Origin of the sequence: Paraburkholderia sp. BL6669N2 (genome assembly GCF_003387275.1) — a bacterium.
In the GTDB taxonomy this organism is placed as follows: domain Bacteria; phylum Pseudomonadota; class Gammaproteobacteria; order Burkholderiales; family Burkholderiaceae; genus Paraburkholderia.
Map to the genome: position 1 here is coordinate 2,439,466 of NZ_QUNA01000001.1, position 13,286 is coordinate 2,452,751.

General features: G+C 63.2%; 13 protein-coding genes. 2 read left to right on the forward strand and 11 right to left on the reverse strand.

Features of this window, described 5'->3' with window-relative positions:
* Positions 1-12: 12 nt before the first annotated feature.
* From B0G80_RS11100 to B0G80_RS11115, 4 genes are all read right to left on the reverse strand, one after another.
* On the reverse strand, positions 13-762 hold the full coding sequence (locus tag B0G80_RS11100; protein WP_116118019.1) for an electron transfer flavoprotein subunit beta/FixA family protein: 750 nt from the start codon (positions 760-762) through the stop codon (positions 13-15).
* A 237-nt stretch (positions 763-999) separates the two neighbouring features.
* Positions 1,000-1,797 (reverse strand): MetQ/NlpA family ABC transporter substrate-binding protein, encoded by a 798-nt coding sequence (locus B0G80_RS11105; protein WP_116118020.1) that lies wholly within the window; start codon positions 1,795-1,797, stop codon positions 1,000-1,002.
* 34 nt (positions 1,798-1,831) lie between these two features.
* Positions 1,832-2,485 (reverse strand): methionine ABC transporter permease, encoded by a 654-nt coding sequence (locus B0G80_RS11110; RefSeq protein ID WP_106283251.1) that lies wholly within the window; start codon positions 2,483-2,485, stop codon positions 1,832-1,834.
* Complete coding sequence (locus B0G80_RS11115; protein ID WP_012433961.1) at positions 2,475-3,509, reverse strand: methionine ABC transporter ATP-binding protein; 1,035 nt, start codon at positions 3,507-3,509, stop codon at positions 2,475-2,477. Before B0G80_RS11115 ends, B0G80_RS11110 begins: the two co-directional genes overlap by 11 nt.
* Positions 3,510-3,749: 240 nt before the next feature.
* Here B0G80_RS11115 and B0G80_RS11120 point away from each other — a divergent pair, with 240 nt between their 5' ends.
* Positions 3,750-4,673, forward strand: coding sequence for an alpha/beta hydrolase (locus B0G80_RS11120; RefSeq protein WP_116118021.1), 924 nt, complete (start codon positions 3,750-3,752; stop codon positions 4,671-4,673).
* A gap of 28 nt (positions 4,674-4,701) precedes the next feature.
* Here B0G80_RS11120 and B0G80_RS11125 read toward each other — a convergent pair whose 3' ends face one another.
* A complete protein-coding gene (locus B0G80_RS11125) occupies positions 4,702-5,502 on the reverse strand; it encodes an enoyl-CoA hydratase (protein ID WP_116118022.1) in 801 nt (266 codons plus the stop codon).
* 46 nt (positions 5,503-5,548) lie between these two features.
* Positions 5,549-6,472 carry a histone deacetylase family protein gene (locus tag B0G80_RS11130; RefSeq protein WP_116118023.1) on the reverse strand — a complete coding sequence of 308 codons (924 nt, stop codon included), beginning with the start codon at positions 6,470-6,472 and terminating at the stop codon, positions 5,549-5,551.
* 264 nt (positions 6,473-6,736) lie between these two features.
* Between B0G80_RS11130 and mltB the strand changes: the two genes are divergently transcribed.
* Positions 6,737-7,915 (forward strand): lytic murein transglycosylase B, encoded by a 1,179-nt coding sequence (gene mltB, locus B0G80_RS11135; protein ID WP_408967700.1) that lies wholly within the window; start codon positions 6,737-6,739, stop codon positions 7,913-7,915.
* Positions 7,916-8,020: 105 nt separating this feature from the next.
* Here the strand turns inward: mltB and cysM are convergent, their stop codons facing one another.
* The 5 genes from cysM to B0G80_RS11160 form a co-directional block, all read right to left on the reverse strand.
* Positions 8,021-8,923, reverse strand: a complete 903-nt coding sequence (cysM, locus tag B0G80_RS11140; protein ID WP_106283257.1) for a cysteine synthase CysM — start codon at positions 8,921-8,923, stop codon at positions 8,021-8,023.
* 272 nt (positions 8,924-9,195) lie between these two features.
* The gene (locus B0G80_RS11145) at positions 9,196-9,558 is read right to left on the reverse strand and encodes a helix-hairpin-helix domain-containing protein (RefSeq protein WP_116118025.1); all 363 of its coding nucleotides are present in this window, start codon (positions 9,556-9,558) and stop codon (positions 9,196-9,198) included.
* A gap of 77 nt (positions 9,559-9,635) precedes the next feature.
* Positions 9,636-10,628 (reverse strand): ADP-glyceromanno-heptose 6-epimerase, encoded by a 993-nt coding sequence (gene rfaD / locus B0G80_RS11150; protein WP_106283259.1) that lies wholly within the window; start codon positions 10,626-10,628, stop codon positions 9,636-9,638.
* Between the two features lie 145 nt (positions 10,629-10,773).
* Positions 10,774-11,781: a D-glycero-beta-D-manno-heptose-7-phosphate kinase gene (gene rfaE1 / locus B0G80_RS11155; protein ID WP_116118026.1), complete on the reverse strand. Its 1,008-nt coding sequence runs from the start codon at positions 11,779-11,781 to the stop codon at positions 10,774-10,776.
* Positions 11,747-13,150: a UDP-glucose/GDP-mannose dehydrogenase family protein gene (locus B0G80_RS11160; RefSeq protein WP_106283261.1), complete on the reverse strand. Its 1,404-nt coding sequence runs from the start codon at positions 13,148-13,150 to the stop codon at positions 11,747-11,749. Before B0G80_RS11160 ends, rfaE1 begins: the two co-directional genes overlap by 35 nt.
* Positions 13,151-13,286: the final 136 nt, after the last annotated feature.

Sequence of the window (13,286 nt, forward strand, 5' to 3'; positions counted from 1 at the left end):
GCTCTGTCTCCCTCACAGCACCTTGGCTTCGGTCTTCAGCTTCTCGACCAGCGTCTTCACATCCGGCACCTTCACACCGGCGGAGCGCTTGGGCGGCTCGACAACCTTCAGCGTCTTCAGGCGCGGCGTGACATCGACGCCGAGGTCTTCCGGCTTGAGGACTTCCAGCGGCTTTTTCTTCGCCTTCATGATGTTCGGCAGCGTGACGTAGCGCGGCTCGTTCAGGCGCAGGTCGGTCGTGACGACAGCAGGCAGCGTCAGCGACAGCGTTTCCGCGCCGCCATCCACTTCGCGCGAAACGGTCGCCTTGCCGTCAGCAACAACCACCTTCGATGCAAACGTGGCTTGCGGCAAACCAGCCAGCGCAGCAAGCATCTGGCCGGTCTGGTTCGAATCGTCGTCGATAGCCTGCTTGCCGAGAATGATCAGCGAAGGCTGCTCCTTGTCAACCAGCGCCTTCAGCAGCTTGGCCACGGCCAGCGGCTGCAGTTCCTGCGAAGACTCGATCAGGATTGCGCGATCCGCGCCGATCGCCAGCGCCGTGCGCAGCGTTTCCTGCGATTGCGTCACGCCCGCCGACACGGCGATCACTTCCGTCGCCACGCCCGCTTCCTTCAGACGCACGGCTTCTTCAACCGCGATTTCGTCGAACGGATTCATCGACATCTTCACGTTCGCGATGTCGACGCCCGTGCCGTCCGACTTGACTCGAACTTTCACGTTGTAATCGACCACTCTTTTGACTGGCACCAGGATTTTCATGCACACGCTCCAAAGTTACGAATACGTCAACCCAACGAACATTATAACGACTGCCCTCACGGCAGCCCGGTCGCGGGTGCTTTAGCAGGAGGATATCGCTCCTCAATGGCGTGACGGCAATATCGAACGGTCGTTCTATTTTAATCCCGAAAAAACCCGGGCGACAACCCCGGGTTAAGCCCTACGACTCTAAATTTGCATTGCCGTCGTGTTCTGCTTGCTCTGCAGGCCGCCGTCTCACCAGGCGGTGATGACCGCTCCGCCGAATTTGCTTTCGACGAACTGCTTCACTTCCGGCGAATGATACGCCGCGACCAGCTTGGCGACCCACGGCTTGTTCTTATCTGCCTCGCGGATCGCGATGACGTTCACGTAAGGACCCTTGGGGTCTTCAATCGCGATGGCGTCCTGCTTGGGCTTCAGACCCGCCTCCATCGCGAAGTTCGTGTTGATCGCAGCCGCGTCCACGTCATTCAGCGAGCGCGGAATCTGCGCGGCATCGAGTTCGACGATCTTCAGCTTCTTCGGGTTGTCGACGATGTCGAGCGGCGTCGCCTTCAGGCCCGCGTCCGCGCGCAGCTTCAGCAGACCCTGCTTTTGCAGCAACAGCAGCGCGCGGCCGCCGTTGGTCGGATCGTTCGGCACCGCGATCTTCGCGCCCGGCTGCAATTCGGCGAGCGTCTTCACTTTCTTCGAATAGATACCCATCGGGTACGTGACCGTGTCCGCGATACGGATCAGCTTGTAGCCGCGGTCCTTCACCTGCGCCTGCAGATACGGGTCGTGCTGGTAGCTGTTCGCGTCCAGATCGCCGCCGGCGAGCGCCGCGTTCGGCTGCACGTAGTCGGAGAATTCGACGATCTTGATGTTCAGACCGTTCTTCGCCGCGACCGTCTTCACGACTTCCATGATCTGTGCGTGCGGACCGCCGGTCACGCCGACCTTGATCGTGTCTTCGGCGTAAGCCGCGTTGGCGGCGACGAGCGATGCGGCACCGAGCGCGGCAGCCAGCTTAAGAATGAAACGACGTTGCATGATGGACCTTTCCAAACCTGTCGACTTTGTTGTTTTACTTATGGCTCAAACGACGCACGAGCCAATCCCCGAACGACTGCACCAACTGCACGAAGACGATCAGAATCACCACGACCGTCAACATCACTTCCGGCAGGAAACGCTGATACCCGTAGCGAATGCCGAGATCGCCGAGACCGCCGCCGCCGATCGCGCCCGCCATCGCCGAATAACCGACCAGTGAGACGAAGGTGATCGTCAAGCCGGCGACCACGCCCGGCAGCGATTCCGGCAACAACACCTTGAAGACGATCTGGCTGGTGGTCGCGCCCATCGCCTGAGCCGCTTCGATCAGGCCGCGATCCACTTCGCGCAGCGCCGTCTCGACCAGACGCGCGATGAACGGCGCGGCGGCGATCGTCAGCGGCACGACGGCGGCCGCCGTACCGATCGACGAACCGACAACGAGACGCGTGAACGGAATCACCGCAACCAGCAAAATGATGAACGGCGTCGAGCGCACCGCATTGACGACTACGCCCATCACGCGATTCACGGCGATGTTCTGCAATACGCCCTGGCGATCCGTCAGATACAGCAGCACGCCGAGCGGCAAACCCACCAAGGCGCCGACCAGTCCGGAAATGCCCACCATGACGAGCGTTTCCCAGAACGACTGGACGAACATATCGAACATTTCACTCAACATACGAGAGCTCCTCCACCACCACGCCCTGTTCACGCAGATACGTCAGCGCCTGCGCCACCTTCGCCGGTTCGCCGCCCGCGAGCACCGCGAGCGAGCCGAACGCCTGTCCCTGGATCTCGTCAATCTGGCCGTGCAGGATGTTGAAATCGAGTTCGTAGCGGCGAATCGTCTCCGACAGGATCGGTTGATCGACGCCCGAGCCGGTGAAGGCGAGCCTCAGCAAGTGGCCGCTGCCGGTCTTCAGGCGTTCCGCGACACGCGCCTTCATGGCGGGCGGCAATTCCTGCGCGATCACGTCGCCGATCAACGCGCGCGTGACTTCGTGATGCGGTTGCAGGAACACGTCGATGACCTTGCCCTCTTCGACCACACGGCCGGCATCCAGCACGGCGACGCGGTCGCAGACCTGCTTGATCACGTCCATCTGGTGCGTGATCAGCACGATGGTCAGGTTCAGTTCGCGGTTGATGCGCTTGAGCAGGTCGAGAATCGCGCGCGTGGTTTCGGGATCGAGCGCGGAGGTCGCTTCGTCGGAGAGCAGTACCTTGGGCTTGCTGGCCAAAGCGCGCGCGATGCCGACGCGCTGTTTTTGCCCGCCGCTGATCTGCGCCGGATAGCGATCTTTCTGTGCCGACAGGCCGACCAGTTCGAGCAGCGGCAGCACGTTCGCTTCGATTTCGTCGCGCTTCATGCCGGCGAGTTCGAGCGGCAGCGCGACGTTCTCGTACACCGTGCGCGAAGACAGCAAATTGAAGTGCTGGAAGATCATGCCGATCTCGCGGCGCGCCTCGCGCAATTGCGCGGCGGGCAGCGTCGTCAGATCGCGGCCGTTGACGACGATATTGCCTTCGCTCGGGCGCGTCAGCAGGTTCAGGGTGCGCACGAGCGTACTCTTGCCCGCGCCGCTGCGGCCGATGATGCCGAACACCTCGCCCGCCGGAATCGACAGATTGACGTTGTGCAGCGCCTCGACCCAGCCCCGGGGCCCGGCGAACCGCTGGGAGATATTGCGTATTTCGATCATGGAAAAACGAAACGGCGGAGTCTGCCGGCGAGCGTTGTGTGCTCCCGACAAGCGGCCGCCGTTGCTTTTATTGGGATTTGAGCCCGCAATTCTACCGCAGCGCCGTCATTCCCTTTAATAATCAATTACGATCTTTTCATAACCTGTGGGCATTAGAGGCATGCTCAGTGCAAGACCCTCGCGCCCGCATGGTCGCTGCGACTATGATCGGGCGGAACCAGATCAGGATAAGCGGCGGTTATGCAGACATCATCCCAAAGCAGCGACGTGCGGCCCGGCGCGGGCAAACGCAGCGGCAGCGGCAACGGCAACGCCGGCGAACCGCAGCGCGCCTCGGTGACGACCTCCGACGGCGTCGACTTGCCGCTGTACCGCTGGGCGGCAACCGCGCCACTGCGCGCCACGGTCGCGCTGCTGCACGGTCTCGCCGAGCACGCCGGCCGCTACGCAGCGCTCGCTGCGCGGCTGAACGCGGCCGGCATCGAACTGGTGGCGATCGATCTGCGCGGCCACGGCCACGCGCCCGGCAAGCGCGCCTATGTGAAGCGCTTCGACGACTATCTGCTCGATGCGCAAGCTTTGCTCGACGCCGCCGCGCCAAGCTGCGCCCCGCTCTTCCTGATGGGCCACAGCATGGGCGGCGCTGTGGCCGCGCTGTATGCGATCGAACGCCTCGACGCGAGCGGCCGGCGCCTGAATGGCCTGATCCTGTCGAGCCCGGCGCTCGCACCCGGCCGCGACGTGCCGCGCTGGATGCTCAAGCTGAGCCAGGTGATCAGCCGCCTCTACCCCAGTTTCCCGGCGATGAAAATCGACGCGGCTTTGCTCTCACGCCTTCAGCCCGTGGTGAACGCCAATCGCAACGATCCGCTCGTGCATCACGGCGCGATTCCCGCGCGCACCGGCGCGGAACTTCTGCTGGCGATGGCGCGCATCGAACGCGGCCGTGCGGGCTTACGGGTACCGCTGCTGGTCTATCACGGCACCGCCGACAAGCTCACCGAACCCGAAGGCAGCCGCGAATTCGGCCAGCATGCAGGCTCGCCGGACAAAACGCTCACGCTGCACGAAGGCAGCTATCACGAGACGATGAACGACCTCGACCGCGATCGGGTGATCGGCGCCTTGATCGAGTGGATTGAAAAACGGCTGGTGATCCGATAGAGCCTGAGTCACGCGTGGCTAGTTAGCGTCACGCCTTCCAGGCGGGCGGCCGTTTGTCGATGAAAGCCTGCACGCCTTCGAGCGCCGACTCGTCCATCATGTTGCAGGCCATGGTCTGGCCGGCGAGTTGGTAAGCCGCCTCGACACCCATCTCCAACTGACGATAGAAGAGGCCTTTGCCGGCGCTCACGGCTTCGACGGGTTTCGCGCAGATGCTGGTGGCGAGCCGCACGATTTCCGCGTCAAGTGCATCCGCTGGAACCACGCGGTTGACGAGACCTTGCTGCTTTGCCGCGGCGGCATCGATGAAATCGCCGGTGAGCAGCATTTCAAGCGCTGCCTTGCGCGACAGGTTGCGCGACAACGGCACGGAAGGCGTCGCGCAGAAGAGCCCGAGGTTCACCCCCGAAACGGCAAACCGCGCCGTGTCGGCCGCGACCGCCAGATCGCACATCGCGACGAGCTGACAGCCGGCCGCCGTGGCAATGCCCTGCACCCGCGCGATCACCGGTTGCGGCAAGCGCTGGATCGTCATCATGAGTTTCGTGCAGCGGGCGAACAGCGCCTGGTAATAAGCCAGCGACGGCGCCGCGCGCATTTCCTTCAGATCATGTCCCGCGCAGAACGCCCGGCCCGCGCCGGTGATCACGACTACCCGAGCATCCGACCGCGCGATTTCGCTCAATGCCGTCTGAAGCTCGTCGAGCAAAGCTTCTGAGAGCGCGTTGAAGGCATCGGGCCGGTTCATCGTCACACGCACGACGCCCGGCACGCCGTACGCGCCGTGTTCGATCTCGATCAGTGAAGCGTTGCCCGCATCGGCATTCATGGCTCGGTCCTAACGCGTTTAGAGTGGATGGCCGCGACTTAGCGCCTCAGATCCCCGCCAGCGAGCGCACGTGCGCGACTACGCTGCGCCCGAGCGCGGACAGGTTGTAGCCGCCTTCGAGACAACTGACGATCCGTCCGTGCGCATAACGCTTGGCGATCTCGCGCATCTGATCGGTGATCCAGGCGTAATCGTCCTCGACGAGACCCATGTTGCCGAGGTCGTCCTCGCGATGCGCGTCGAAGCCCGCCGAGATGAACAGCATCTCCGGCTTGAACTCATGCAGGCGCGGCAACCACAGCAGGTCCACCGCTTCGCGCACCGCCATGCCTTTCGAGCGCGCCGGCATCGGCACGTTGCACATGTTGGGCGCCTGATTGTCGGCACCGGTGAACGGGTAAAACGGATGCTGGAAGATGCTGCACATCAGCACACGCGAGTCGCCCGAGAAAGCCGCTTCGGTGCCGTTGCCGTGATGCACGTCGAAGTCGATGATGGCGACACGCGCGAGGCCATGCACTTCGAGCGCATGACGCGCGGCGATCGCGACGTTGTTGAAGAAACAGAAGCCCATGGCGCGCGCCGGCTCCGCATGGTGGCCGGGTGGCCGAACGCTGCAGAAAGCGTTGTCGTAACGGCCTTCGATCACCGCATCGGTCGCGGCGACTGCGGCGCCCGCCGCACGCAACGCGGCTTGCAAACTATGCGGGTTCATCGTCGTATCGGGATCGATTTCGGCGGTTCCTTCAATGGGCGAGCGGCTGCGGATATAGTCGACGTGGGCTTGCGTATGCACGCGCAGCAGCGCGGCATCGTCGGCGAGCGGCGGCGACTCGCGTTCGATCAGCGAGTCGATGCGGCTCGCGATTAATTGATCTTCGATTGCCTGCAGACGCGCGGGGCATTCGGGATGCCATTGCCCCATGTCGTGCAGCAGACAGTCGGCGTGGGAATAGAAGCCTGTTGCCATGATTCTCTTTCTGCGGCGTCACGCCTTCGAGGCGCGCGCGGCATGTCTCCATCCAGGGGCGCGCGCCCTCGGCGCGCCAACATTCATCAAGTTACCACACGATGCGGCTGTGACGCGTCAGGCACAGTTTTGCCGGAGGCGTCGGGTATACTGCCCCGATCGGTTTTTCCCCGTCTTTCCCTTGTCTCCTGCGCCACGCGCCTTTAGCTCACTATGACCGTCAAGCTTGCTCTGTCTGCACGAAACCGGCTACGTATCAGAACCATGGCCGCCGCACTGTCCGTCGCATCGTGCATGTTCATGGCAACCAGTCCGGCGAGCGCGCAAAGCGCCGGCAAAAAACCGCCGGTGCTGCTCGCGCAAGGCCAGCCGCAACCCGCCGTGCCGCAAGGGCAAACGTTTGAAGAAGAGATCATCCCGCAGCGCTACGCGAACAATGCCGACGTCAATGCGTTCATCAACGACATGGTCGCGCGCTACGACTTCGACGAAGCCTCGCTGCACTCGCTCTTTGCCCGCGTCAGTTATTCGGCCACCGCGGTCAAGCTCGTGACGCCGTCGCCCTCGCCGTCGGTCAAGAACTGGCGCGTGTATCAATCGCGCTTCCTCGACCAGGTCCGCATCAATGCCGGCGTGCGCTTCTGGCGCGCGAATCAGGCCACGCTGCAACGCGCCTATGAAGAGTTCGGCGTGCCGCCGGAAGTGATCGTCGGCATCATCGGCGTCGAGACGATCTATGGGCGCTTCATGGGCAACTTCCGCGTGCTCGATGCGCTGACCACGCTCAGCTTCGACTATCCGAGCACCGCCAATCGCGCGGATCGCCAGGCGACCTTCCGCAAGAACCTCGAAGACTACCTGGTGTGGACGCGCGACTCGCAGATCGATCCGACCACGGTGCTCGGCTCCTATACGGGCGCGATCGGCATTCCGCAGTTCCTGCCGAGCAGCATCGTGCAATACGCGGTGAGCTACGACGGCAACAAGCAGATCGATCTGCGCACGAGCCAGGCGGATGCGATCGGCAGCGTGGCGAATTATCTGCGTCAGAACGGCTGGGAAAACGGCCGACCGGTGGTGTGGAAGATCGGCTCGGACGCCGGCAGCCTGGGCGTCGCGCAAGCGGCCGCGGACGGTCAACCGGAACCGCACTGGCCGCTCGATCAATTGCTGCGCGCGGGCTTGCTGCTGAACGAACCGGGTGTGGATGTGGCGTCGGAAGCCGGCACGCCGGTGACCGTGGTGGACCTGCCTTCACCGGGACGCGGAACCGAGTTCATGCTGGGCTTGAAGAACTTCTATGTATTGACGCGCTATAACCGCAGCTTCTTTTATGCGCTCGCGGTGTATCAATTGGGTCAGCGGGTGAAGGCGCAGATGGAAGCCGGCGACGCGACGAACGCGGGCAATAACGCGGCGCCACCGGCTGCGGCATCGCAATAATTTCCATGCGGTCGCCGGGTGCGCCTGGCGGGTCGACGAGATGAAAAAAAGCGCCGGTCTCGAACCGGCGCTTTTCGTTGGCGAGCAGGACTTTGAGCGACGCGCTTACGCGGGAAACACACCCGTCGACAGGTAGCGATCACCGCGATCGCAAACGATGAACACGATCGTCGCGTTCTCGACTTGCCGCGCGACGCGCAGCGCGACTTCACACGCACCGCCCGACGAGATGCCGGCAAAAATCCCTTCCACCGACGCCATGCGGCGCGCCATCGCTTCCGCAGCGGCCTGACTCACGTTCTCGACGCGGTCCACGCGGCTGCGATCGAAAATTTTCGGCAGATAGGCTTCGGGCCATTTGCGGATGCCTGGAATACGTGAACCTTCTTCCGGTTGCGCGCCGATGATCTCGATGGCCTGATTCTGTTCTTTCAGATAAGTGGACACGCCCATGATCGTGCCCGTCGTGCCCATCGACGACACGAAGTGGGTAATGCGCCCTTCCGTATCACGCCAGATTTCCGGACCCGTGCCTTCGACGTGCGAGGCCGGATTGTCCGGGTTGGCGAACTGATCGAGGATGATGCCCTTGCCTTCGCGCTGCATCTGCTCGGCCAGATCGCGCGCGTACTCCATGCCGCCCGTGACCGGCGTGAGCACGATCTGCGCGCCGTACGCGGCCATGCTCTGACGTCGTTCCACCGACAGATCTTCCGGCATGATCAAGACCATCTTGTAGCCACGGACCGCGGCCGCCATGGCGAGCGCGATGCCGGTGTTGCCGCTGGTCGATTCGATCAGCGTGTCGCCCGGTTTGATGCGCCCGCGCGCTTCCGCTTTCTTGATCATCGACAACGCCGGGCGATCTTTCACCGAGCCCGCCGGGTTGTTACCCTCGAGCTTCGCAAGAATCACGTTATTGCGGCTGCGGATCTCGTCGTCGGGAAGCCGGACGAGTTGTACGAGCGGCGTATTGCCGATCGTGTCTTCAATCGTTTTGTAAGCCATATCGGTCTGGAGCTGTCGATGCGCGGAGTCTTCAATCGTTCGATTCTAAACCACCGTGCCCGCCGCTGCCGTGCGGCCCTTCTGCCCGCATGGATGCAGGCGCCCGTCTGCGAGCGCCCGCAACGCAAAAAGCCCGCGGCTGAGTACCGCGGGAGCCAGTCATCCGCATGACAGCTGAAGGAGCGTTATTGCCAACTCCGACCATGAAGGGGAAACGAAGGAGCAGGCTCCGCGCGCGGGTCACGAAACCCACGCGCGGAGTCCGCGCCAGGCTATTTCTTCACTGCCACCGTGGGGTTGCTCTTCGGGGCGGCCGGAACGGCCGCGCCTTTGGTCTGTGCAGCCGCCGCAGCCTGCGGGTTAGCAGCCGCGCCAGCCGGACCGACAGCGAGACCCTCCGCCTGCAGGCGCTCGACGGTATGCCCGCCCATGCCTTTGACGCGCTTGCCGAGGTCGGCCGGGTCCTTGAACGGACCATGCGCTGCACGCTCGTCGAGAATGGCTTTCGCTTTGGCAGGACCGATGCCCTTGATGCCGCGCAACGCATCCTCATTAGCCGTGTTGACGTCGACCGCCGCATAAGCGTGGCCAAAAGCGGCGAGCATGGCCGCGGTAACCAGAATTTTTCGAAACATATGGAATCTCCCTCGTACAACCGGTTGGCGACCATCACCAACCGGGAGATTCCAGTTTAAAGAGGGATCCGAATTATTTACACCTGGCCGAATAGCCAACGCACGTAACGGTCGACACCTTCCTGCACGCTCAGGAACGGCGCGTCGTAGCCGGCCGCGCGCAGTTTCGACTGATCCGCCTGCGTGAAGCACTGATACTTGCCGCGCAACGCGTCGGGGAACGGAATGTATTCGATCAGCCCGCGCTGCACCTGATCCGCGAGCGACAGCGCCGGTTCGTTGTTCAGCGAGCGCAGCGTATTGACCACCGTGCTGGCGATGTCATTGAACGGTTGCGCGCGGCCGCTGCCCAGGTTGAAGATGCCCGACTTGTCCGGATTGTCGAAGAAGAACAGGTTGACCTTCACCACGTCTTCCACTGAGACAAAATCGCGCGTCTGCTCGCCCGCCGCATAGCCGTTATATTCGCCGAACAGCTTGACTTTGCCCTCGGCGCGGAACTGGTTGAAGTTGTGAAACGCCACCGACGCCATGCGCGCCTTATGCGTTTCGCGCGGGCCGTAGACATTGAAGTAACGGAAGCCGGCAATCTGGCTCTTCGCCGTGGGCAGCACGCGGCGGATCACCTGGTCGAACAGGAACTTCGAATAGCCGTACACGTTCAGCGGCTGTTCGACTTCGCGCTCTTCGACGAAACGGCTCGAGCCGCCATACGTTGCCGCCGATGACGCATACAGGAACTGGATGTTCTGCGCGAGGCAGACATCGAGCACGTCGCGGCTGTAGCGGAAGTTGTTGTCCATCATGTAGCGGCCGTCGGTTTCCATCGTGTCCGAACAGGCGCCTTCGTGGAAAATCGCGCGCACCTTGCCGAAGTCGCCGCGCTTGAAGCGTTCGACGAACTCGGTCTTATCGAGGTAATCGTCGATCTCGCAGTCGACCAGGTTCTTGAACTTGTCCGCGCGCGTGAGATTGTCCACGGCGATGATGCGCTGTTCACCGCGCTCGTTGAGCGCCTTCACGAGATTGCTGCCGATAAAACCGGCCGCGCCGGTGACGATGAGGGTCATGATTGATGATCCTGCGGTAGTGAGCTTGGCATTGGATCGGAGTCAGCGCGTGGCGCTCGCTCCGATCGACAGGTTCAGTCGACGCCGCCCGGATCCCATTTGCACGCCGTTCACAGAAGCACAGCGAGGGACCCGGCGGGCCGCATCAGTGAAAAAGTTCGTCGTAGTCGACGGTGGCGGTGCCGAGTTTGCCGACCACGATGCCGGCCGCGCGATTCGCGAGCCCGACCGCATCGACCAGCGTAAGACCCGCGCCGAGCATGGCGGCGAGCGTGGCGATCACGGTGTCGCCCGCGCCCGAGACATCATACACTTCGCGCGCAACCGCCGAGGCGTGCAGGATGCCGTCATCCGAGAACAGCGTCATGCCCTCTTCCGAACGCGTGAGCAGCAGCGCCTTGAACTGCAGATCGGCGCGCAGCTTCGTCACGCGCGCGATCAGATCTTCTTCCGATTTCCACTGGCCGACCACTTCCCGCAACTCGGCGCGGTTCGGCGTGATCAGCGTGGCGCCGCGATAGCGTTCCCAGTCGTCGCCCTTCGGATCGACCAGCACCGGCTTGCCCGCCACGTGCGCCTTCGCGATCATCTGCGTGACGTGGGTCAGGCCGCCTTTCGCGTAGTCGGACATCAGAATCACGTCGTGCAAGGGCAGCAGTTCGTCGAACCGCGCGAGACCCGCGAGCAGCACCTCATGCGCCGGCGAGTTCTCGAAATCGACGCGCAGCAACTGTTGCTGGCGCGACAGCACACGCAGCTTGATCGTGGTGAGCAGCGCCGGATCGCGTTCGAGATGCGGCTTCACGCCGCTTTCATCGAGCAGTTGCACGATGCGCTCGCCGGGTTCGTCATGGCCGACCACGCACAGCAAGCCGGCTTGCGCGCCGAGCGCGACCGCATTGCGCGCGACGTTCGCCGCGCCGCCGAGGCGGTCTTCCTGACGCTGCACGTGCACGACCGGCACGGGCGCTTCCGGCGAAATGCGGTTCACGTCTCCAAACCAGTAGCGATCGAGCATGACGTCGCCCACCACCAGCACGCGCGCGGCGGCGAGCTGTTCGCGCGGCACTACCGTGAGCTGCGGTGCGGGCGTGCTCGGCACGGCGCACGGCGCAGTCTCAGGCAACGGCCGGAAGTTCAGAGGGTTGGGCATAAGGGCGTCCAATCGAGTGGTAGTCGATGCCGAGTTCGGTCATCGCGTCCGGTTCATACAGGTTGCGGCCGTCGAAAATCAGCGGCGACTTGAGCACCGATTTCAGATGAACGAAATCCGGGCTCTTGAATTCTTTCCATTCGGTCACGATCACGAGGGCGTCGGCGCCGGTGAGCGTTTCGTCCTGCGTGGCCGTGAAAGTGAGACGCGCGAACTGGTCCGGTGCGTCGTGCAGGTCCATGGCGAACACGCGGCGCGCTTCGGTCACCGCGACCGGATCGTACGCGCGCACCTGGGCGCCGCGCGCCAGCAGTTCCGAGATCAGGCGACGGCTCGGCGCCTCGCGCATGTCATCGGTATTCGGCTTGAATGCGAGGCCCCACACGGCGAACGTGCGGCCGCTCAGATCGTCGCCGAGCTTGCTTGTGATCTTGTGCACCAGCACGTCTTTCTGCTTGTGATTCACTTCCTCGACCGCTTCGAGGATGCGCAGATTGTGGCCGCTCTCGCTCGCCGTGCGGATCAGCGCCTGCACGTCCTTCGGGAAGCACGAGCCGCCGTAGCCGCAGCCGGCGTACAGGAAGTGATAGCCGATCCGCGGATCCGAGCCGATGCCGCGGCGCACCGCTTCGATATCCGCGCCGACGCGGTCGGCCAGATTCGACATCTCGTTCATGAACGAGATGCGCGTGGCGAGCATGGCATTGGCGGCGTATTTCGTGAACTCGGCCGAGCGCACGTCCATGTACAAAGTGCGTTCGTGATTGCGGTTGAACGGCGCGTACAGACGCTTCATCAATTCACGCGCGCGCATGCCGGGTTCGTCTTCGTCGATGCCGATCACGATGCGGTCCGGGCGCATGAAGTCGTCGACCGCCGCGCCTTCCTTCAGGAACTCGGGGTTGGACACCACCGAGAAACGATGCTGCGCGCTGGCGGCGAGCCCGCGTTTAGCCAGTTCCTCTTCGACCACCGTACGCACGCGCTGCGCGGTGCCGACCGGCACCGTCGATTTGTCGACGATCACCTTGAAGCCGTTCATCGTGCGGCCGATATTGCGGGCCGCTTCGAGCACGTATTGCAGATCGGCCGAGCCGTCTTCGTCCGGCGGCGTGCCGACGGCGATGAACTGCACGTCGCCGTGCGCGACGCTGGCTTCGACATCCGTGGAAAACGTGATGCGGCGTGCCGCGCGCGTGCGGGCGATCATCTCCTGCAAACCGGGCTCGTGGATCGGCACGCCGCCGCTGTTGAGGATTTCGATCTTGCGCGGATCGACGTCGAGACAGAAAACGTCGTGACCGATCTCGGCTAGACACGCGCCAGTGACAAGACCCACATAGCCCGTGCCGATAATGGTGATTTTCATACGCTTTCCGGTAGAGGGTTCCGGTGAGGATTCCCGGCGATGAAGCCGGTCAGAAACACATTGCGAAATCCGCCCGCGCAGGGGCGGTTGCCATACGCCGGGCGGCGGCGCGACCGCGCGCCGGAAACCGGCGTTG